33 protein-coding genes are annotated in these 21,198 nt (G+C 35.7%); 3 read left to right on the top strand and 30 right to left on the bottom strand.

Going from position 1 to position 21,198, the window contains the following annotated elements; translation table 11 throughout:
- The 23 genes from rplE to QUE18_RS12275 form a co-directional block, all read right to left on the bottom strand.
- Nucleotides 1–540, bottom strand: coding sequence for a 50S ribosomal protein L5 (rplE, locus tag QUE18_RS12165; protein WP_008393391.1), 540 nt, complete (start codon nt 538–540; stop codon nt 1–3).
- 22 nt (nt 541–562) lie between these two features.
- Nucleotides 563–874, bottom strand: coding sequence for a 50S ribosomal protein L24 (gene rplX / locus QUE18_RS12170; RefSeq protein ID WP_008393393.1), 312 nt, complete (start codon nt 872–874; stop codon nt 563–565).
- Between the two features lie 12 nt (nt 875–886).
- Complete coding sequence (gene rplN / locus QUE18_RS12175; RefSeq protein WP_009264114.1) at nt 887–1,255, bottom strand: 50S ribosomal protein L14; 369 nt, start codon at nt 1,253–1,255, stop codon at nt 887–889.
- Nucleotides 1,256–1,285: 30 nt separating this feature from the next.
- On the bottom strand, nt 1,286–1,540 hold the full coding sequence (gene rpsQ, locus QUE18_RS12180; protein ID WP_008393395.1) for a 30S ribosomal protein S17: 255 nt from the start codon (nt 1,538–1,540) through the stop codon (nt 1,286–1,288).
- Between the two features lie 27 nt (nt 1,541–1,567).
- The gene (gene rpmC / locus QUE18_RS12185) at nt 1,568–1,771 is read right to left on the bottom strand and encodes a 50S ribosomal protein L29 (protein WP_008393396.1); all 204 of its coding nucleotides are present in this window, start codon (nt 1,769–1,771) and stop codon (nt 1,568–1,570) included.
- The gene (gene rplP, locus QUE18_RS12190; protein ID WP_008393397.1) at nt 1,761–2,198 is read right to left on the bottom strand and encodes a 50S ribosomal protein L16; all 438 of its coding nucleotides are present in this window, start codon (nt 2,196–2,198) and stop codon (nt 1,761–1,763) included. The genes rpmC and rplP overlap by 11 nt, the downstream gene beginning before the upstream one ends.
- On the bottom strand, nt 2,198–2,848 hold the full coding sequence (gene rpsC, locus QUE18_RS12195; RefSeq protein WP_008393399.1) for a 30S ribosomal protein S3: 651 nt from the start codon (nt 2,846–2,848) through the stop codon (nt 2,198–2,200). The genes rplP and rpsC overlap by 1 nt, the downstream gene beginning before the upstream one ends.
- Before the next feature lie 16 nt (nt 2,849–2,864).
- Nucleotides 2,865–3,254 carry a 50S ribosomal protein L22 gene (gene rplV, locus QUE18_RS12200; protein WP_008393400.1) on the bottom strand — a complete coding sequence of 130 codons (390 nt, stop codon included), beginning with the start codon at nt 3,252–3,254 and terminating at the stop codon, nt 2,865–2,867.
- Nucleotides 3,255–3,281: 27 nt separating this feature from the next.
- Nucleotides 3,282–3,563, bottom strand: coding sequence for a 30S ribosomal protein S19 (gene rpsS / locus QUE18_RS12205; protein ID WP_008393401.1), 282 nt, complete (start codon nt 3,561–3,563; stop codon nt 3,282–3,284).
- Nucleotides 3,564–3,579: 16 nt separating this feature from the next.
- The gene (gene rplB / locus QUE18_RS12210) at nt 3,580–4,425 is read right to left on the bottom strand and encodes a 50S ribosomal protein L2 (protein WP_015530291.1); all 846 of its coding nucleotides are present in this window, start codon (nt 4,423–4,425) and stop codon (nt 3,580–3,582) included.
- An 89-nt stretch (nt 4,426–4,514) separates the two neighbouring features.
- A complete protein-coding gene (rplW, locus tag QUE18_RS12215; protein WP_008393404.1) occupies nt 4,515–4,814 on the bottom strand; it encodes a 50S ribosomal protein L23 in 300 nt (99 codons plus the stop codon).
- The gene (rplD, locus tag QUE18_RS12220) at nt 4,814–5,434 is read right to left on the bottom strand and encodes a 50S ribosomal protein L4 (RefSeq protein ID WP_008393405.1); all 621 of its coding nucleotides are present in this window, start codon (nt 5,432–5,434) and stop codon (nt 4,814–4,816) included. Before rplD ends, rplW begins: the two co-directional genes overlap by 1 nt.
- Before the next feature lie 29 nt (nt 5,435–5,463).
- Entirely contained in the window at nt 5,464–6,093 is a 630-nt protein-coding gene (rplC, locus tag QUE18_RS12225; protein ID WP_008393406.1) for a 50S ribosomal protein L3, read from the bottom strand.
- Between the two features lie 116 nt (nt 6,094–6,209).
- Complete coding sequence (rpsJ, locus tag QUE18_RS12230) at nt 6,210–6,530, bottom strand: 30S ribosomal protein S10 (protein WP_008393407.1); 321 nt, start codon at nt 6,528–6,530, stop codon at nt 6,210–6,212.
- Between the two features lie 472 nt (nt 6,531–7,002).
- Nucleotides 7,003–7,563, bottom strand: coding sequence for a 6-phospho-3-hexuloisomerase (gene hxlB / locus QUE18_RS12235; protein ID WP_009203721.1), 561 nt, complete (start codon nt 7,561–7,563; stop codon nt 7,003–7,005).
- Between the two features lie 58 nt (nt 7,564–7,621).
- On the bottom strand, nt 7,622–8,248 hold the full coding sequence (gene hxlA / locus QUE18_RS12240; protein WP_009203720.1) for a 3-hexulose-6-phosphate synthase: 627 nt from the start codon (nt 8,246–8,248) through the stop codon (nt 7,622–7,624).
- Nucleotides 8,249–8,264: 16 nt separating this feature from the next.
- The gene (locus QUE18_RS12245; protein WP_009203719.1) at nt 8,265–9,260 is read right to left on the bottom strand and encodes a dihydroxyacetone kinase subunit DhaK; all 996 of its coding nucleotides are present in this window, start codon (nt 9,258–9,260) and stop codon (nt 8,265–8,267) included.
- A gap of 6 nt (nt 9,261–9,266) precedes the next feature.
- On the bottom strand, nt 9,267–9,908 hold the full coding sequence (gene dhaL / locus QUE18_RS12250; protein ID WP_009203718.1) for a dihydroxyacetone kinase subunit DhaL: 642 nt from the start codon (nt 9,906–9,908) through the stop codon (nt 9,267–9,269).
- 19 nt (nt 9,909–9,927) lie between these two features.
- On the bottom strand, nt 9,928–10,773 hold the full coding sequence (locus QUE18_RS12255) for a PTS system mannose/fructose/sorbose family transporter subunit IID (protein WP_009203717.1): 846 nt from the start codon (nt 10,771–10,773) through the stop codon (nt 9,928–9,930).
- A 4-nt stretch (nt 10,774–10,777) separates the two neighbouring features.
- Entirely contained in the window at nt 10,778–11,521 is a 744-nt protein-coding gene (locus QUE18_RS12260; protein WP_009203716.1) for a PTS mannose/fructose/sorbose/N-acetylgalactosamine transporter subunit IIC, read from the bottom strand.
- Nucleotides 11,522–11,524: 3 nt separating this feature from the next.
- Entirely contained in the window at nt 11,525–12,019 is a 495-nt protein-coding gene (locus tag QUE18_RS12265) for a PTS sugar transporter subunit IIB (protein WP_009203715.1), read from the bottom strand.
- Entirely contained in the window at nt 12,016–12,435 is a 420-nt protein-coding gene (locus QUE18_RS12270) for a PTS sugar transporter subunit IIA (RefSeq protein WP_009203714.1), read from the bottom strand. The genes QUE18_RS12265 and QUE18_RS12270 overlap by 4 nt, the downstream gene beginning before the upstream one ends.
- Before the next feature lie 26 nt (nt 12,436–12,461).
- Nucleotides 12,462–13,265 (bottom strand): SDR family oxidoreductase, encoded by an 804-nt coding sequence (locus QUE18_RS12275; RefSeq protein ID WP_009203713.1) that lies wholly within the window; start codon nt 13,263–13,265, stop codon nt 12,462–12,464.
- A gap of 325 nt (nt 13,266–13,590) precedes the next feature.
- Between QUE18_RS12275 and QUE18_RS12280 the strand changes: the two genes are divergently transcribed.
- Nucleotides 13,591–14,361, top strand: coding sequence for a GntR family transcriptional regulator (locus QUE18_RS12280; protein WP_009203712.1), 771 nt, complete (start codon nt 13,591–13,593; stop codon nt 14,359–14,361).
- Between the two features lie 26 nt (nt 14,362–14,387).
- On the opposite strand, the gene QUE18_RS12285 is transcribed toward QUE18_RS12280, so the two are convergent.
- On the bottom strand, nt 14,388–15,548 hold the full coding sequence (locus QUE18_RS12285) for a mannitol dehydrogenase family protein (protein ID WP_009203711.1): 1,161 nt from the start codon (nt 15,546–15,548) through the stop codon (nt 14,388–14,390).
- A gap of 202 nt (nt 15,549–15,750) precedes the next feature.
- On the opposite strand from QUE18_RS12285, the gene QUE18_RS12290 reads away from it, so the two are divergent.
- The gene (locus tag QUE18_RS12290) at nt 15,751–16,524 is read left to right on the top strand and encodes a DeoR/GlpR family DNA-binding transcription regulator (protein WP_009264120.1); all 774 of its coding nucleotides are present in this window, start codon (nt 15,751–15,753) and stop codon (nt 16,522–16,524) included.
- Between the two features lie 35 nt (nt 16,525–16,559).
- Entirely contained in the window at nt 16,560–17,264 is a 705-nt protein-coding gene (locus QUE18_RS12295) for a TraX family protein (protein WP_080786898.1), read from the top strand.
- 55 nt (nt 17,265–17,319) lie between these two features.
- On the opposite strand, the gene QUE18_RS12300 is transcribed toward QUE18_RS12295, so the two are convergent.
- The 6 genes from QUE18_RS12300 to QUE18_RS12320 form a co-directional block, all read right to left on the bottom strand.
- Complete coding sequence (locus QUE18_RS12300; RefSeq protein ID WP_009203708.1) at nt 17,320–17,973, bottom strand: ABC transporter ATP-binding protein; 654 nt, start codon at nt 17,971–17,973, stop codon at nt 17,320–17,322.
- A gap of 15 nt (nt 17,974–17,988) precedes the next feature.
- Nucleotides 17,989–18,543, bottom strand: coding sequence for a hypothetical protein (locus tag QUE18_RS12305; protein WP_008393412.1), 555 nt, complete (start codon nt 18,541–18,543; stop codon nt 17,989–17,991).
- A gap of 21 nt (nt 18,544–18,564) precedes the next feature.
- Nucleotides 18,565–19,125 (bottom strand): hypothetical protein, encoded by a 561-nt coding sequence (locus tag QUE18_RS12310; RefSeq protein ID WP_009203707.1) that lies wholly within the window; start codon nt 19,123–19,125, stop codon nt 18,565–18,567.
- Between the two features lie 102 nt (nt 19,126–19,227).
- Entirely contained in the window at nt 19,228–20,382 is a 1,155-nt protein-coding gene (locus tag QUE18_RS12315; RefSeq protein ID WP_022091920.1) for an FtsX-like permease family protein, read from the bottom strand.
- Nucleotides 20,363–20,848 carry an FtsX-like permease family protein gene (locus QUE18_RS13865; protein ID WP_318248891.1) on the bottom strand — a complete coding sequence of 162 codons (486 nt, stop codon included), beginning with the start codon at nt 20,846–20,848 and terminating at the stop codon, nt 20,363–20,365. Before QUE18_RS13865 ends, QUE18_RS12315 begins: the two co-directional genes overlap by 20 nt.
- Before the next feature lie 7 nt (nt 20,849–20,855).
- Nucleotides 20,856–21,149, bottom strand: a complete 294-nt coding sequence (locus tag QUE18_RS12320; RefSeq protein ID WP_009203705.1) for a hypothetical protein — start codon at nt 21,147–21,149, stop codon at nt 20,856–20,858.
- Nucleotides 21,150–21,198: the final 49 nt, after the last annotated feature.

Genomic DNA, 21,198 nt, shown 5'->3' on the forward strand with positions numbered 1-21,198 from the left:
CTATTTCTTAAACGGCATACCAAATAAAGTTAATAATTCACGAGCTTCTTCATCAGTGTTCGCTGTTGTAACGAAGATGATGTCCATTCCTCTTACTTTGTCTACTTTATCGTATTCGATTTCTGGGAAAATTAACTGTTCTTTAATACCTAATGCATAGTTACCTCTTCCATCGAAAGAGTTCTGGTTAACTCCTCTGAAGTCACGTACTCGAGGTAATGCTAAGTTAATTAAACGATCAGCGAATTCATACATTCTTTCACCACGTAATGTAACTTTGCATCCGATAGGCATACCTTCTCTTAATTTGAAGTTCGCAACAGATTTCTTTGCTCTTGTTACGACTGCTTTCTGTCCAGCGATCTTTTCAAGATCAGCTACTGCAGATTCTAAAACTTTTTTATTTTCTTTTGCTTCACCAACACCCATGTTGATTACGATCTTCTCGAGTTTTGGTACCTGCATAATATTGCTGTATTCGAATTTCTTCATCATAGCATCTTTGATCTGATTGCTATACTGTTCATGTAATCTACTCACTTGCGTAAACCTCCTCTCTTAATTAGTCAATGACTTCGCCTGTTGCACGTGCAACACGAACTTTTTTACCGTCAACTACTTTATATCCAATTTTTGTTGTTTTTCCATTGTGCACTAACATTACATTGGAAACATCCATTGGGCCTTCCTGGCTTACGATACCACCCTGCTGGTTTGCAGGACTAGGTTTAGTATGCTTTGTGATCATGTTGGCACCTTCAACTGTTACAGTACCTTTTTTATGATCAACAGCAATTACTTTTCCTTCTTTGTCTTTATCTTTACCAGCGATAACTTTAACTAGATCGCCTTTTTTAATTTTAATTGCTGACACAGTGTTTCCTCCTTATAATACTTCTGGTGCTAATGAAACAATCTTCATGAATTTCTTGTCTCTAAGCTCTCTTGCCACTGGTCCGAAGATACGAGTTCCTCTTGGATTCATATCATCTTTAATAATTACAGCAGCATTTTCGTCAAATTTGATATAAGAACCATCTTTACGACGGGCACCTTTCTTTGTACGAACAACAACTGCTCTGACTACGTCACCTTTTTTTACAACGCCGCCTGGTGTTGCATCTTTGACTGTAGCAACAATAACATCACCGATGTTAGCATATCTTCTTGTAGATCCTCCTAACACACGAATGCAAAGGATTTCTTTTGCTCCTGTGTTGTCGGCTACTCTAAGTCTTGACTCCTGCTGAATCATGCCTTTATTCTCCTTTCCAACCAAGCAAAATTATTTTGCTTTTTCGATAATTTCAACAAGTCTCCATCTCTTATCTTTTGAAAGAGGTCTTGTCTCCATAACCTTTACTCTATCTCCAATGTTACATTCGTTATTTTCGTCATGAGCTTTTAATTTGTAAGTTCTTTTAACGATCTTTTTATATAAAGGATGTTTTACGTTGTCTTCGATTGCAACTACGATTGTTTTATCCATTTTATCACTAACGACTTTCCCTACACGGGTTTTTCTTAAATTTCTTTCCACAACAAATTCCTCCTTTCGAAATGATTACTAAGCGTTTGCTTTTGCTGTAATTGCACCCTGAATACGTGCAATATTTCTTCTAACTTCTTTAATTCTGCTTGTATTCTCAAGTTGGTTTGTTGCATTCTGGAATCTTAAGTTGAATAATTCCTTTTTCGCAGCTACTAGCTCATTATTTAATTCGTCTACTGACTTATTATTTAATTCTTTTACAAAATCTTTAGTTTTCACTGTTGTCACCGCCTTCTAAAGCTTCACGAGAAACAATCTTACACTTGATTGGTAATTTGTGTACTGCAAGACGTAATGCTTCTTTTGCAATTTCTTCGCTTACACCAGAAATTTCGAACATTACACGTCCTGGTTTTACAACTGCTACCCAATATTCTAAGTTACCTTTACCTTTACCCATTCGAGTTTCAGCTGGCTGAGCTGTTACTGGTTTGTCAGGGAAAATTTTGATCCAAACTTTACCACCACGTTTGATGTAACGAGTCATAGCAACACGGGCTGCTTCGATCTGGTTTGCTGTGATCCATGCTGGCTCTGTAGCTACAATACCGTACTCACCGTAAGTGATCTTATTACCGCGTAATGCTTTTCCGCGCATGCTTCCACGGAACTGTTTACGACGTTTTACTCTTTTTGGCATTAACATTATTTATTTCCCCCTTCCTTTTTTGATGGAAGTACTTCACCATGGTAAATCCATGTTTTTACTCCGACTTTACCATATGTTGTATCTGCTTCTGCAAATCCGTAATCAATGTTAGCACGAAGTGTCTGTAGAGGAATTGTTCCCTCGCTGTAGAATTCTGTACGTGCCATATCTGCTCCACCTAAACGTCCAGAAACGGATGTTTTGATTCCAAGAGCTCCAGATCTCATTGTACGCTGCATGCAAGATTTCATTGCACGTCTGAAAGAAATACGATTTTCAAGCTGCTGTGCAATATTCTCTGCAACTAACTGAGCATCTTTGTCTGGTCTTTTTACTTCTTTAACATCGATCAGTAATTTTTTGTCTGTCATTTTCTGAAGATCTTTTTTCAGTTCTTCGATGGAAGATCCACCTTTACCGATTACTACTCCAGGTTTTGCTGTATATACGATTAATTTTACTCTGTCGGAAGCTCTTTCGATCTCGATCTTAGAAATTCCAGCATTGTATAATCTTTTCTTTACATATTTTCTGATTTTATCGTCTTCTACAAGGTTATCTGCAAAAGCGTCTTCTGCATACCATCTAGAATCCCAATCTTTAATAATTCCGACTCTCAGACCATGAGGATTAACTTTCTGTCCCATGTTTGCCTCCTTCTATCTATCTTTCATCAAGCACTAATGTGATGTGGCTCATTCTATGTTCGATTCTGTAAGCTCTACCCTGTGCTCTAGGTTTAATTCTCTTCATTGTAGGTCCTTTATTTGCATAACATTCTGCAATGTAAAGGTTTTCTGGGTCCATTCCGTTATTGTTTTCTGCATTAGCGATTGCAGATTTTAATAATTTTTCAATTAATGTTGAAGCATATCTTGGATTGTAAAGTAAAATTCCAAGTGCTGTTTCTACGTCTTTTCCTCTGATCGCATCTAATACAAAAGCTGCTTTTGTTGTAGAAACTCTAGCGTTTCTTAATGTAGCTTTTGGTCTAGTATCTTTATTTGCATTTCTCTCTTTTTTGTACTGAGATCTGCTATATTTCTTTGCCATTTATATGGAACCTCCTTCCAAAATTAATTATTTCATTCCGGTTTTCTTTTCCGTTTTCTTATGTCCACGGAAAGTTCTTGTTGCTACAAACTCTCCAAGTTTGTGTCCAACCATATCTTCTGTAACGTATACCGGTACATGTTTTCTTCCATCATGAACAGCGATTGTGTGTCCTACGAATGATGGGAAGATTGTAGAACGACGAGACCATGTTTTGATAACACTCTTGTCTCCTGCTTCGTTCATAGCGTCTACTTTGTTCAGTAAACTCTTATCTGCAAATGGTCCTTTTTTAAGTGAACGAGCCATAAGTTACCTCCTTGTACTATTTAACAGTTTTACCATCTCTTCTTCTTACGATCATCTTGTTAGATTGTTTGTTTTTCTTACGTGTCTTCAATCCAAGTGCTGGTTTACCCCATGGTGTGCATGGTCCTGGTCTACCGATTCCAGTCTTACCTTCACCACCACCGTGTGGATGGTCATTAGGGTTCATAACAGAACCACGGACTGTAGGACGGATTCCCATGTTACGTTTACGTCCAGCTTTACCAATGTTCACAAGATCATGTTCGATGTTTCCAACCTGACCAATAGTAGCACGGCATACTACAGGCACCATTCTCATCTCACCAGATGGTAAACGAAGTGTTGCATATTTTCCTTCTTTTGCCATTAACTGTGCTGAGTTTCCTGCGGAACGAACTAACTGTCCACCTTTTCCAGGATGCATCTCGATGTTATGGATTTCTGTACCTACCGGAATGTTTGCCAATGGAAGGCAGTTTCCTACTTTAATTTCAGCTTCTGGTCCATTCATAACAGTTGTTCCAACTGCTAATTTGTTTGGAGCGATAATATATCTTTTTTCACCGTCTGCATAAACTAACAGAGCGATGTTAGCTGTTCTATTTGGATCGTATTCGATTGCAGCAACTGTTGCTGGAATACCATCTTTATCATTTCTCTTAAAGTCAATAAGTCTGTATTTTCTTCTAGATCCACCTCCGCGGTGTCTTACAGTAATTTTACCCTGATTGTTACGACCAGCGTTCTTCTTTAAAGAAACTACCAGAGATTTTTCTGGTGTAGATTTTGTGATAACATCAAAATCAAGTCCAGTCATATGTCTTCTAGAAGGTGTATATGGGTTATATGATTTAATTCCCATGTCAGTCTCCTTTCAAATCTGATTTAATATCACGCTTTTGTTGCGTATAGTTTCAAGTCCTTATCTTAGTCGAACTAAGTGGTTAATGCCTATAGTCCTTCGAAGATTTCGATATCTGCACTTTCTTCAGTAAGCTGTACGATAGCTTTCTTTGTCTTTGCAGTTTTTCCAAAAGTCATTCCACGTCTCTTTGTTTTTCCATCATTGTTCATTGTGTTGACTTTTGCTACTTTTGTTCCTTCGAACATTTTTTCCACTGCTTCTTTGATCTGATTCTTAGTAGCAGATGGATGAACTAAAAAAGTATATTTCTTTTCAGCCATTGCGTTCATACTCTTTTCTGTTACAACTGGCTTTAAGATAACGTCATAATATTTAATATCTGCCATTATGCATATACCTCCTCGATATTTGCAACTGCTTCCTTAGAAACAACTACAGTGTCATATTTTAAAATGTCATATACATTGATTGTGCTTGTTAAAGCAGTTTTAACTCCTGGAAGGTTTCTTGCAGATAATACTAAGTTATCATTTTTAGATCCCATAACCACTAATGCTTTCTTAGCACCAACGCTGTCAAGCATTGCTTTTACGTTCTTAGTTTTGATCTCGTCGAATTTGAATTCGTCGATCACTACGAATTTGTCTGCCTGTACTCTAGATGTTAATGCAGATTTTAAAGCAATACGTCTTTCTTTTTTGTTTAATTTCTTTGTGTACTCTCTTGGTGTTGGAGCAAATACAACTCCTCCGCCTTTCCACTGTGGAGCTCGGATAGATCCCTGTCTTGCATGACCTGTTCCTTTCTGTCTCCAAGGTTTTCTTCCACCACCGCGAACTTCAGAACGTGTTTTTGCTTTCTGTGTTCCCTGACGGTTATTTGCTAACTGGCTTACTACTGCCAGATGTACTAAATGTTCATTTATTTCAACGCCAAAGATGTTGTCATTTAATTCTAATTTCTCAACTTCTTTGCCTTCCATATTTAATACAGATACTGTTGCCATCTTATATAGTCCTCCTTTCTTCTAAAGACCTACGCCTTTACTGATTCTTTTAACATTACTAAAGATTTTTTAGGTCCTGGTACGGCACCTTTAACTAAAATAATGTTCTGATCAGCGTCAACTTTTACGATTTCAAGATTCTGAATAGTAACTCTTTCTGCTCCCATTTGTCCTGGCATTTTCTTTCCTTTGAATACTTTGCTAGGATCAGAAGCCATACCATTAGAACCTGCATGACGATGATATTTAGAACCATGGGCAGATGGACCTGATTTCAAACCGTGACGTTTGATACCACCAGCATATCCTTTACCTTTTGATGTAGCAGTTGCATCGATTTTGTCTCCTGCTGCGAAGATGTCAGCTTTGATTTCCTGACCTACTGTGTATTCTTCAGCATTCTCAAATCTGAATTCTCTTACGAATCTTTTTGGTGCAACTCCTGCTTTATCGAAGTGTCCTTTCTGTGGTTTGTTGATTCCTTTTTCTTTCTTGTCAACAAAACCAACCTGAACTGCGCTGTATCCGTCATTCTCTTCTGTCTTTACCTGAGTAACAACACAAGGTCCTGCCTGTAATACAGTAACTGGAGTTAAAACTCCATCTTCGTTGAAAATCTGAGTCATTCCAACTTTTGTTGTTAAAATCGCTTTTTTCATTTTGATTGTTCCTCCTATTTAATCTACAGCGGATTATAACGCTTAACGTTGTAATCATCCTAGACGCTACAAGCTTAAGGGGATACCTCATTTACTCATAACCCTGTAGGGATTACCTATTTGTTTTTCATCTTGATATCAATGTACACACCAGCTGGTACTTCTAATTTAGATAATGCATCAACTGTTTTCTGTGATGGTGTGATGATATCAATCAGTCTTTTGTGAGTTCTCTGTTCGAACTGCTCTCTGGAATCTTTATATTTGTGAGTCGCTCTAAGAATTGTGATGATTTCTTTCTTAGTTGGCATTGGAACTGGTCCACTCACCTTAGATCCTGTCTTCTTAACTGTTTCAATAATGCTTTTTGCGCTTGCATCGATTAACTGATGATCGTATGCTTTTAATGTAATTCTCATTACCTGACTTGCTGCCATAAAAAAAGCCGCCTCCTTTTCGTACTATAAATGTTTTTGTAGCACGACAAGTGGTGACTGTACACTCCTCCGTGTGTATCGTGAAATCTACACACTGCGTCTCTATTCCGGACTACACCGGTGTTCAATAGATTGTATATTCGTACAGTGACTTGTCGCCAGTTTTAACAACTTGACATTCGCTCCACGGAAAACCTGCAAAGGCTTTTGCCTCTACAGCAACCTCACGCTTCAACGCTATCAAGGTCACAACATTTGCTATTATATATGATGTTTCAAATTAATGCAAGGGGTTTTTCGATTTTTTTTGCATGTTTTTGATAAAATACAAAATGTAGTGTTTTCTGTATGAGTATTACCGTTTTAGACACAAGATAATCTTGTTTTTTATATTTTTTTGCATAAATGAAAACGAGTTCTTTCCTTATTATATATAGAAAGAACTCGTTTTGCAATTCTTGTTTTGTTTTACTTATTCCATATTTGCATGTCTCTTGAACAGATCTTCACTGTTCTGGTTTGTGATTCTCATCAGATCCATTACCATTGCATCATATGTGATCCAGCTTAATTCTTCAAAGGAAGAGCCGGATGCCTGAACACTTCCTCCTTTATTCTGATCCACACATTTTTCTGTTACTCCAGGAATCTTAATGATCGCATCCGCCATAGATCCGATTTTATTTTCTGGGAACATGGTAAGAGTCGCTACTTTTGCTCCCTGATCCTTAGCTTTTTTTGCATTTGATACAAGACTTGCTGTATTTCCTGAACCCGATCCCAAAATCAGAAGATCACCTTCCTGAATTGATGGTGTTGTAGGTTCACCAACAAAATATACTGTATATCCAAGATGCATCAATCTGTTTGAAAATCCTCTTGCTGCAAATCCTGAACGCCCTGCACCTCCAACAAAGATTCTTTTCGCTTCTGTGATCAGTTTTTCTACTGATTCTAAACCTTCATTATCAATCTGCTTTGCATTTCCTTTTAATTCATCAAGAATCGCAAAAATATTCTTTGCTTCTGACATACCATAACCTCCTGACTGAGTTTCTTTCTATTTGTTAATACCTTTTATATCTTTTAATTTATAACATTGCTTCTTTGATCGCTTTTGCTTCTGCAACTGGATCTTCTGCATTTCCGATCGCACTTCCAACAATTACGATATCTGGTTTTAACTCTACGTATTTCGCGATTGTTTTGCTGCTGATTCCACCTGCTACTGCAATTTCAGCTTTCTTAGAGCTTTCCTTCATAACTTTCAGATCACCAATCGGTTCTCTTCCGACTGCCTGTGCATCTGCACCTGTATGAACTGCTAATACATCAACTCCAACTTCTTCAAGTTCTGCGACTTTTGCTGGGATATCTTCGATCGTGATCATATCAACAACTAATTTCTTTCCATAGTCCTGTGTTGCTTTGAATGCACCTTTGACTGTTAAAAGGTCTGCTGCTGCACATACTGTTACATAGTCTGCTCCTGCTTTGATTGCATTCTCAGTTTCTAAGTAACCACCATCCATGATCTTGCAGTCTGCTAAAACTTCTTTGTCTGGGAATTCTTTTTTCATTCTTTCTACTGCATTATTTCCTGCGTCCAGACAAATTGGTGTTCCAACTTCAATAATATCGATATAATCTTTTACCTTTTCTACAAGTTTGATTGCTTCTTCTGTTTTCATTTCATCTAAAGCTAACTGTAATTTCATTTCTTTTCCCTCCAGTCTAGTAATTCTTCATTCCGATCGGCACTGCCGGTTCTGATAAAAGTTCTTTTATTTCGTCATCTAAATCTACAATTGTCAGAGATGCTCCATTCATATCCAGCGATGTTACATAATTCCCGATATAAGTTTTCCATACTTTGTGCCCAGCCTTTGCTAACACTTTTTCTACTTCATCGTAAAGCACATATAATTCCATCACTGGTGTTGCTCCTAAACCAGAAAGCATCACTGCAACTTCTTTTCCTTCTTCAAAATCAAAATCATTTAAAATGGTTTCTGCCATTTCCTGTGCCATTTCACTTGCCGATTTTAATTTTTCCACTTTTGTTCCGGCCTCGCCATGATGTCCTACTCCAAATTCCATCGTTCCATCTTCGATCTTAAAATTTGAATGTCCTAATGCCGGGATCACACATGGTTCCAATCCAACACAAATGCTTTTTGTGCGGTTGACTACATTTTGGGCTGATGCGATAACATCATCAAGACTTCCGCCTTTTGCTGCTCTTGCTCCACCTACTTTCCACATGAAAAATCCACCAGCAATTCCATGTCTTTGTTCTTTTACTGCCTTTGGTGCAGATGCTACATCATCATTTGCAACGACATATTTTACTTCGATGTCATCATCTTCTGCCATCTGAACTGCCATCTTTACATTCATGTTGTCTCCGGCATAATTCCCAAATAATACTGCAACTCCTTCTCCCTGATCAGCATCTACGATCGCATCATAAAATGCCAGTGCAGGGGGAGATGCAAACACTTCACCGATTGCGACACTGTCAAGCATTCCGTCTCCAAGATAACCTACGAATGCGGGTTCGTGCCCGCTTCCTCCTCCGGTTATCACTCCAACTTTTCCTTTTTTCATCTCTTTCATGGAAATGACATGATCATTTTCTTCTGAAAATCTAACTTCTGGATTAGCCTTTACCAGACCTTTTAACATATCATCTACGATGAAATCTGGATTATTTACAAATCTCTGCATGTTTAATCATTCACCTTCTTCCAGCAATCTCAAGGATGCATCTGCAATCGCTTTTAATATCAAGTAACATGATGTTGCTCCTGCATCCTGATGTCCTCTAGATCGTTCTCCTAAACGGCTTGCTCTTCCTATTTTAGCTACCATTGTTTTTGTAGATTCCAATCCTTTCTCTGCCACTTCTGTCATCGCCTTTAATGCCTGTTTAAAATCTGACTTGTTGCTTTCATATGCTTCAATCGCAGGAGATAAAACATCGATTAATGTTTTATCTCCTGGTTTAGCATCTGTCAGATCAGATAAATTAGAATAGGCTTTACAAAGCATTTCTGACATAACCTGACTGTCAATGACTTCCATTTTTTTTGATGCAACACTAAGGCCTCTGAAAAAACTTCCATATAAAGGTCCCATAGAACCTCCGATTTTGCTGATCAAAATCTTACTGATTGTCAGAAAACCTTGGCTCATATTGACACCATCTTTCTTTTCAAGCTCTTCCTGAGCAAAAGTCATTCCCTTGTTCATGTTAATACCATGATCTCCGTCACCAGCTTCTCCATCAATTTGACTTAGGTAATCTCTGTTTTCTTGAATTGTACTGATAACTTTATCCACTAATTTTATGCCATCTTTGTTTGTAAACTCCATTTATTTGTTTCCTCCAGTTTTAGAAAATACCGAAAAATGCTCCTACTAATGAAACTGCAACGATCATTAGCATGATAACAACCATGTTCTGGTTTTTCTTATTTAACCACCAGTAAACTGCTAATACCGCTAATAATGGTAATAATCCCGGTACAATTCCATCTAAGATATTCTGAATAACATATGGTTCATTTCCTTTACCAAATGTGAACTGAAGTGGTGTAGACAATTTCACATATGTTGATGATAATGCACCCATCATATAAATACCAAGCGCACTTGCCGCTGTTAATAACTGCTGAATCTTACCAGATCCTAATATACTACGTACAGATGAACGTCCTTTGCGATAACCAAATGCTGCAAAGTTTGTTCCGATGATCATCTGAATGATCGGCAATAATAATAATACGAAACATCCAATTGGACTTCCCTGTGCAGATAATGTTGCACCTAAAGCGAAGATGATCGGTTTAAATGTTGCCCAGTCTAAGGAATCTCCAACACCTGCCATAGGTCCCATTAATCCAGATTTAACACTCGTGATAGTTTCATCATCGATTGGGGCTCCTTTTGCTTTCTGCTCTTCCATGGCGATCGTAATACCATTGATCACAGATCCAAATACAGCTTCTGTGTTGTAAAATACCATGTGACGTTTTAATGCTGCTGTAAAATCTTCTTTTTTCTTATACAGTTTCTTAAAGATCGGGATCAGTGACATACAAAATCCTAACGCCTGTAAACGTTCATAAGAAATTCCTGTTTCTGCAAAAAAGTAATATGTTAACCAGCTTTTCTTGACATCTTTTTCTGTAATCTCTTCTGGGAGATATTCCTGTTCTAATTTCTTTTCTTCTGCCATAACCTTACGCCTCCTCTGCTTTTTTATTTGAGAATGTCATAACAAGTAAAATGACACAAACTCCGAATATTGCTGCTTCAAATACAGTAATTTTACTAACAATTACAAGGAAATATCCAACAAAGAATAATGGCATTAATTGTTTCTTTCCGATTACAAATAATGTTAACGCAAATCCTAATGCTGGAAGTAAACCACCAGCTACACTGAATCCTTCTGTTAACCATGTTGGTACTGAGTTCATGAAATTCTGCACTGCATCTGCTCCGTACATATTTGCTAAGAATGGCACTGGGAATCTCATGAAGAAACTTAAGATTGTTGGAAGTACTACGTTACAAATTACGATTCCTTTTGCATTTCCGTCTTCTGCGTATTTATCTCCCATATGTACAAATACTACATTGACTGTTTTTCTGATCTGATCTAAGAATACACCAAGTACTCCAACCGGTACTGCAAGTGTGATTGACTGTGCACTTGTCATACCTGCACTTAATGCGATTGGAATAGCTATCAAACCTGCTAAACAATCATCCGCTGGAAGGTTTGATCCAGCAGCAACTAATCCAATATAAAGAATCTGAACAGCTGCTCCAATAATGATTGCCTGTTTGACATCTCCCATGATCAGACCAATCCATAATGCTGCTACTAATGGCTGACGTAATGCATGTGTAAATGCATATCCAACGTCAGTTTTCATGATCCAGTAATAAATTCCCGTAAAAATACTAACACCTAACATATGTTATCCCCTCACTTTCTTCGCCGCACCATCCAGTGATAATTTTTTCTCTTCTGGTGTTACCTGAAATGTTACTTCTGCTCCAGTATCTTGAATTGATAAAAGATCCTGTACATCTTTCTCATCAATAGAAATTCCTTTTACAACCGATGTTCTTCCATTTCCGCTTCCGAGTCCACCGATCTGTACTTGTTTAAATATAATTCCTTTATCCACCACTGACTTGCAGTCTTCGATGCCTCTGAACAGGACTAATACATTTCCTTTGTCATATTCACCGCCATTTGCATTTGCTACAAAATCATCAATAGAAATTACATCCACCGTCATTCCCGGAGGTGCTGCCATTACATAAATGTCAGCCATAAATTCGTCTTTTGACAATGCATCATTGACAACTACGATTCTTGTCGCAGAAATCTTGTTACTCCATTTCGTAATTACCTGACCGTGAATTAAACGAAAATCGATTCGAACTAATTTAATTCCTTCCATCATAGCCCCTTCCTTTCTTTCATTATTTTTCTGATATTTCTGACTCCATCTTTTGCCGCATTCATTAAGTCTTCTTCCAACTCATCACCTTTTAACATTCCTCGCTGCATTTCAGCTTCGATCAGCATTGCAAGGTTCAGTCCTGCAAGTACTGTATAGTTTTTCTCTAATGCAAATCTTGCTGCTGTGTTAGAAGGAGTTCCGCCAAATAAATCTGTTAAAATGATCGTATCATCTGGTGCCTTATCAAGCAGCTCTTTTAATTCCATCGCCAGATCCATAGGATCGGTACCTTCCATCAACGAAAGACTATAGACATTCTTAAGTTCTCCCGCGATCATCTCTGCGCTTCCCTTTACTTCCGCTCCTAATTTTCCATGTGTTATAAGAATTATCCAAGGTTTCATCTCTGTCTGCATACCATTTCCTCCTAAACTAATTCATGTTATCCTCTGGATTTTCCGCCTGTAATATTCATGATCGTTCCAGTGATATATGATGCATGATCTGATAACAAATATGTTACTAAATCTGCGATTTCATCTAATTTACCAACTCTTCCTAATGGAATTACTTTCTGATAATCTGTAGAAACACTTCCCGCTTCCTGTCCTCTTGTGTAAGCCAGTTCTTTTACATGTTCTGGATTTCCCATTGGCGTTGGCTCATTGATTCCTGGTGCAACTGCTACGACTCTTACATTATAAGCTCCTAATTCTTTTGCCCAAGATAATGTAAATGAATTTACCGCTCCTTTTGTTGCTGAATAAATATTCTGTCCTTTAGAACCTTCCATTCCAGCTTCAGAACTCATATTTAAGATTACTCCACTTTTTTGTTTGATCATAATTCTTGCTGCTGCCTGTGCACAGAACATAACACCTTTTACATTAACACCCATCATGAAATCAAAATCATCTTCACTGTTTTCATGGTTTGGATCACTATGATAGTAGTCTACTAACATCCTTGGTCTGTTGACTCCAGCGTTATTTACCAAACAATCAAGTTTTCCGAATTTCTCGACTGTTTTATTTACCATTTCTTCTACTTCTTCTTTTTTGGTAACATTACATTTTACATACATGACGTTTTCATTATCATCATATGCATCACAGTCTGCCATATCTGCGATTACAACTTTTGCATGATTCTTTAATAATGCTTCTACGATATGAGATCCGATTCCCATACTTCCACCAGTTACAATTACCACTTTGTCACTCATGTCAATCCACTCTTTACTCATCAGTTACCTCCTTTTGTTGGCTTTATTTTTTCTCATTCGGATGTTCTGTATAGACGTCCTTACGTCTTAACATAATAGTAACACCACTTTTTGCAAAAATCAATCCATAAAAACACACAAAAAATCACATCAATTTTCGTCATTTCTTACAAAAATGTGACTTTTTTTGTATTTTGCAATATTTTTTTCACAAATTTTCTCATTCAGCCCACAATATAAATGTGCTGGTAAATTTTGTTATATTATGATAAGATACAGATATGGAAATTAGTTATACCCCCAATAATTCCTATATATTTTTTATCTTATTAAACAGAGGTTTTGTATGAAGAAAAATTCCAAATCAAAAATAAAATCAAACAGTCCGCTTCCTCTTTACTTTCAGATCAAAGAAGACCTCAAAAGCAAAATAGAAAACGGTATTTTGAACGAAGGTGAGTATTTACCCTCTGAATTTAAACTTATGGAGCGATATGGCGTCAGCCGTCCTACAATACGACAGGCTGTTGAAAATCTGTGTCAGGAAAATTTTCTTGAGAAACAACGCGGAATCGGTACAATGGTCAAAAGCAAGAATTCCAGACTTTCCACGAGAAATCTTGGTGATCTGCTCAATTTCAATGAAGAAGCTCAAAAAAAATCCTATATATCTTCAACGGATGTTCTTGAATTTTGTACTGTTCCATCCAATCCTTCTTTAAAAGAGGTTTTCGGAGACGATGTTTCTTCTTTTTACCGTATCAAACGTCTTCGTTTTCTGGATCACAAACCAGCAGAATTAGTTACAACTTATATTCCAAAATATCTGATTGAGAATCTAAACGATTACGATCTTACTAAAAATTCTTTATTTGATATTTTAGAACGCGAAAAGAATATCTACGTTGATTATGCCGAAAAACTCCTGCGTGCAGTAAATGTTTCAAAAGATGTTGCAAAATATTTAGAGATCGTACCAAATACAGCCGTCCAGTTTGTTCACACGGTAACTTATAATACAAAGGGCATTCCTATTGAGTACTCAGATGCATTTGATGTCAATGAATTTTCAAATTTCAAATTGATCGTTAAAAAAAACAGAGGTCATGACTGTTGAGCCATGACCTCTGTTTTTTCTTATTTTTACTTGTTGCATTTTTCTTCTAATTCATGATAATTTTTTATGATTTCGTCAAAGATTCTGCTTCCTTTTTCAATTTCAGTAAAATGTGTAACAGCTTCTTCAATTCCATGTTCTTTGACATATTCTAATAATTCTACAGATTGTTCATCTTCTTTTACATCAAACATAAAAGCAGCTGCAATTCCTTTTATGATCAGTCCATTTTCCAGTCCTCTTTCCTCACATTGCACTGCCGGTCCTACAAGACGATCTTCGTGACCTAATTTACGAATTGGTGCTCTCGAAATTCTAGCAACAGTATCTGTAACTCCAGGTGTCAGGAATCTGTTTAACGCAAAGTCAATATAGTCTGCCATTTGTTGATGCGTAAATCCGTGTTTCTTCTCTAATAATACACCGATTTCCAACATAACACTTCTTGTCATTTCCACATTTTCTTCTTTCGCAAAATAATCCTGAATAATATCATATCCCATTATATGTGCAATATATCCTGACCAGGCATGTCCCCCATTGATCGTATATAATTTTCTCTCGAGATATTTTTTTAAATTATCTGTATATTCCGGTCCTTTAATCGGCAGGTTCTGAGGGTCTGCTAATTTATCAACTTCAATTACTAATTCATAGTCTTTTCCTATTTCAATCCCATCACGTCCATCTCTGTCTGTTCCGAATACCATTCGGTCAACTGCTGTATTTGGCACTGCTGCAATCTGATCTAGTTCTTCTTTGGTAATGATTCCCGTCTTTATGATTTCTTCTTTTAACATATCTCCACAGAATAATGCATTTTCACAAGGAATTACATTTACTTTCGTTTTTCCTGCTTCTAACCTTGCTTTCAATCCCTGTGCCAGACTTCTAGCAATCTTTGGGAAATTATCTGCCAAAACTGCTGTTGTTACAAGATCTGCTTCTACGATTGCATCTGTTACTTCTTCTGGTTGTGTGATCGGTGATAATGCTGATACGTGGTCAATCTCTTTTCGTTGATAGTTATCTTCGATCAGATATAAATAATAATTGTGGTATTTGTTTAATTCATCATTCAGTTTTTCATTTACATCTACAAATGTAATCTCATACCCTGTCTCATGAATCAGGTCGGCAATGAATCCTCTTCCGATCTTCCCCGCTCCAAAGTGTACCGCTTTCATTTGTTTTCCTCCTTCTATGTGATTTTATGTGTTTTTATGTGGTTTTATGTTTAGATAGTACAACTATTTTTATTTTATGTCAATACATTTTAGGTCAAATGTGACTTTTTGTTTATTTATTCAATATTATTCACAATAATTGACTATTTATCACAAATCGTATAAAATATAATTAAAATAATAAATACGAAAGGGGTATGTTATGGGTAAGATCATTGCAGCCGAACGTCAAAAAGAAATTTTAAAACTTTTACATGATAATGGAAGTGTGAAAATAGGACAACTTGCGGATTATTTTGAAGTATCTCGTGAAACAATTCGCCGCGATCTTTCTTATCTGACAGAAATAGGTGCCGCTCAAAGAAGTCATGGCGGGGCTACTTCCATTTATGAATTTGGCAATATTCCAATTGAAACTAGAATCAATAAAGATGCGGATATTAAGACGAAACTATGCGAAAAAGCTCTAGAATTTATTCCTCAAACTGGAGTGATTTATCTGGATTCTGGAAGCACGATCGTTCATATGGCACAACTTCTTGCGCAGAGAGCTGGATGTACGATTGTTACTTCATCACTAAGTGCAGCGAATGTTTTATTAAACAGCGATAATACAACAATCATTACTGGCGGTCAGTTAAATCCTGGGAATATGTCAATCGAAGGATTCCAGACAACAAGCTTCATTAACACCTTAAAGGTCGCTGTATCTTTTCTTGGTACAAACGGATTCGAACAACACAAAGGACCTGCTGTTTCTGATTTTACAGATGCGCAGACAAAACAGGCAATCCTTCCGAATGCTAAGATCAATGTTGTAATTTCTGATAGTTCAAAAGCCTCTACTTCTGCCTTGGTGCAGTATGCGAGCTGGCGGGATATTGATTATTTTATTACTGACAGTAATCTTCCAAAGCCAATGTATGATATGATCAGCGAGATGACGAAAGTAATACTTGTGGATGTGAATTCGTAAATTATTGTCAACATCTAGAAACGGAGGTAAGAGCCATAAAAAATAAAATTAAAGTATTATCAGGAGCACAATTAAAATACATTGCATTTTTATCAATGCTGATTGATCACACAAATAAGGCATTGATCTATCCAAATTTAAATGGTGGCCGATTGAATACAGTTAGTGACATATTTGACATTATCGGGAGAATTGCATTCCCAATCTTTGCATTTTTACTTGTAGAAGGTTTTTTTAAAACAAGAAGCAGAGCTAAATACCTTGCAACTTTATTAGTATTCGGGGTAATTTCAGAAGTTCCTTTTGATCTGTTTACAACAAAGCAATTTTTTGAACCAAACTGGAATAACATTATGTTTACGTTAGCACTTGTACTTGTTACAATTTGGATGATCGACGTGTTAAAAAAGAAAATGGAGAAGTTTCCTAAGATATTATGGTTTCTCTTGTCATTTGTGATCCTGGCGGTCATGTGCCTGATTGCTGCCATTCTCAGCCTTGACTATGATTATCATGCAATTTTAATTGGATATTTTTATTATATTTTCCATGGAAGAGAACTTATTGCAATTCCATTTAATTTCTTATCCATGTATAAAGAACCATGGGCACTTCTTGGATTTGGATTGGTACTTACGTATAACGGAGAACGTGGAAAACAGAATAAGCTGATCAATTATTTATTTTATCCTGTCCACTTGCTGATACTTGGACTGTTAAGAATATACTTAGGAATATAAACACAAAATTTATCCGTCAATATTATATATAGAAAGAACTCGTTTTGCAATTATTTCATCCTTGTATTTTTCCGTCTACTATCTTAATGATCCTATTACATTTTGCTGCAATATTGGGATCATGTGTTACGATTATAATTGTTTTACCTTGTTGGTTTAGCTTGGAAAAGATTTCCATCACTTCTCTCCCCGTTTCCTGATCTAATGCTCCCGTTGGTTCATCAGCCAAGATGATCTCAGGTGAATTCACGATTGCTCTTGCTATCGCTACTCTTTGCTGCTGTCCTCCTGATAAATCGCAAACCCTTATTTCTTTTTTGTCTTCTATCTCTAAATCTTTTAGTATATTCTCAATATATATCCTTTCTTCTTTTAATCTCTTTCTACTATATCGAAGTGGCAATCTTACATTTTCATATACTGTCATTTCATTTATCAGTGCAAAATCCTGAACCACAAAGCCAAATTTTTCATTTCGTAATCTGGCTTTTTCTTTTTCAGGATAATCTGAGATTTCATTTCCGTCAAGAAAATATTCTCCTTGTGTTGCACGATCCAAACAACCCATAATATTCATTAATGTTGTTTTCCCCGCCCCTGACGGTCCCATCAGAGCAATATAGTCTCCATCTTCTATACAAAGATCAATATCCTTCAGAATTGTCGTTTCTTTACAATATTGCTTTGATATATTCTTTAATTCAATCAATTTTACGCCCTCTATTTATGAAACATTTTTATCTTTATATACCATCGTTATTAACATCAGTGAAAAAATCAGCACAAATATCTGTAATAAAAAGTTTGATGACATCCATTTTCTCTCATGACTATTAAGTTCTTCCCACTCTTTACAATTATGTAAATATTCAATTAGCTTATCTGTATTATTATCATAATCATATTGCGAAATTCTTTTATACAGTTCTAATTCTGTAAAAAGTCTAACGGAATTTGACTCAATACAGCCGGTATATTCATCTATATAAACATATATTTTCATATCATCATTCATTTCTTCATAATATATCTTGCTACTAGTTGAATACTCTATACTATATGCACGTAATTTTATATCTTTAGGCAAAGCATTTTCTCCATCCATCGAATGAATAACATTAAATATAAATACTTTCATTTGATCATCTGAAATACTTTGCTTTATATCTTTTATAATAAATTTTTGTTTTAAATAATGAATAACTTCTTCTGCACTTCTTTCACCAATAATTGATGGATCTTTATATTTTTTTATCAATGTTTTAACGAATTGATTCATATTAAATTGCTACGCTCCTTATTAATTTATATTTGCAGTTCCCCAATTATGCGTAGCTGCCACCCATCCTTTACTTAAAAAATATACATATAATTTAGATGAAACAACTCTAACATATTTAACTGTCTTTGGAATGGATGCATCACCAATATTTACATATCCTGATTTTCTTGCTGTAAATTTATAACTTTTATCTTCGTAAGTTTTATATGTTAATGGCGAAAGCAGATTTGGAGTCATGATTTTTAATTGTTTAAATTTAATATGGTTCATTAGCTGGTTAGCTTTATATTTTATATATACATGAACATTCTTTGAATTTCCATTTCTAACTAATGAAAGGCTGCATGTTGCAATTGCATTTGTAGATCTTTCATTCATATCAATCTTCTCTAAATCATCCGTATTAATTTGTGTTTCGATAGGAATTTCATATATCTCCTCGTTATCTTCTGTTAAACCTGATAACTCAGAAATCCCAATACTATTTTGTACAGACTCCGCTGCACTTACATTGGTGCACAATTGCACACTTAAAAATAATGTTAATAAAAAAACGCCACAATATCTATATATTTTCATTTAGTTTTCTCCTCATTGTTTTTTTCCTTAGACACCTGATTCAATTTCTTTATTCACGGTATTGCTTTGATATATTCTTTAATTCAATCAATTCTACACCCTCTATCTTTCCTTCTTCAATTCCTGAATCGGTTTTTTCAACCAATGCATTATCGGAAATGCTGCAACCAGCCCATTCATCAGTAATATTGCAATCAATTGAAGTAAATATTCATATAAATTATTACACAACACAATTGACGGAACACTTGATGTACATATAATAGCCGCTACTGGCAACATAATATTAATACAAATATCCTTTCTTGATGCTCCACAGATCATACGTATTCCGTATTCCGTTTTACGTTCCTCAATCAAATGAACTAACATTGATACTATACTAATGATACAAAATACGGACAAAATTCCATTCATAATCATAATAAAACTGACTTCCGTCCAAAAATCAGCTTTCAGATCATCTATCTGTTTTCTCATGCCATGAATCTCATAATCTTTAAATCCATATTGTCGAATTTTCTTTGTTATTTTTTCTATTACTGCATTGTCATTTATTGAAAACGTCAGATGATTTACATAGCAGCCTCCCCATTCTTTTGCTTGATAAATCATAGGGATTACAATCTGATCATCCATAGACACGACATCTGAATTCAATTCTGTATCTAAATAGGATGCTCCCTCTTCAAGAACTCCTATCACTTTATATTTTCCATCCAGAATCTGTCCTTTTTTTATGTATTCTCCATAATCTGCTCCAACCAGAACCGGTATAAGATTACTTGAAATATCTTCATAATCTTTTTGTGAAAAAACTTTTCCATTTTTGGTTTTTATATGATAATAATCCAAAAAATGTTCCGTGACATATGTAATCTGAAAATATTTTTTTCCTGTATCCTTAAATGCAATAAATTTATCAGGAATCTTACTTGATTTTAACACGATATCCGATACGCCAAACGAAAAAGCTGTATCATTACAAAGTTCATTTATCTCCTTACGAAATTTTTGATATGTTTCAAGTGTGCAATCTGGCATATTATCAGAATTCTGATCCTGAAACGCAAAATATGATTTATCTTTCTTTTCAGAAATCTGTTTTAATTTCTGATGAAACGAAACATATTTTATTGCCAAATGACACGTATATTGACCGATTATAAAGATTAATATCATTTGTAAAAAAAATAAAAAATATTTCCCTTTTCTTCGTAAGACGGAATCACAAAAATCACTCAAAATTTCTAACACTTTGTTGCCTCCATACAATCACACTTCCCATCAACATCGGAATCAAGCAAGATAACACAGAGATCCCCAAAGTTCCCTTATGCACATTCCATATCCCTTCGCTATACGAAAGTGGCAGCAAGCAAAATAGGAAACTTAATACTATACCAAGAATAGCAGAAATTATCATTATCCCGATATAATCCAACAAAAAGAGGATCATAATCTGTTTTTTATCCGCTCCTACAATCCTGCGAATATAAAATTCTTTTTTTCTGCTATCAATCCAATTTTTCAGAAGCTCCCATATGTTAACGATCATTATAAGAATCATAAACAAAAGAGTCATATAAAATTTCTTTCCAATATCCGAATTCACATTAATACTCCTTGCATCAATATGATTTGTATACATTGCTGATATAACACGAATTGAAAAAAATGCTACAGCGTGAAAACATATCAGCAATTTTGATCTACAAAACATCTATTCCCTATTTGTTATATTTATAGTATGTTTTTGATACATAAATAGGTAAATTTGTTAATGTAGCCTTAACATCTCTTCCCGTTTTCCATCCTGAAGATCGACCCGCCTCAGTAACTTTCGCACTTGCACTCTTATAAGGTGATTTCTTATATGCCCAAGCTCTAATACCTGTTTCTGTTATTGTAGAAATATCATAATGTCCATATTGTGTCATTCCGTATACTGTTCCCACAGTAGCAATAACAAATGCCATTGACATTACCAAACCCGTACACATTTTTTTAACTTTTCTCTTCATCTTAATCTCCTTTTGTTTAAGATTTCTTGATACAGTAATTATATTTTAT

The sequence above is a fragment of the Anaerostipes hadrus ATCC 29173 = JCM 17467 genome (assembly GCF_030296915.1).
GTDB classification, from domain to species: domain Bacteria; phylum Bacillota; class Clostridia; order Lachnospirales; family Lachnospiraceae; genus Anaerostipes; species Anaerostipes hadrus.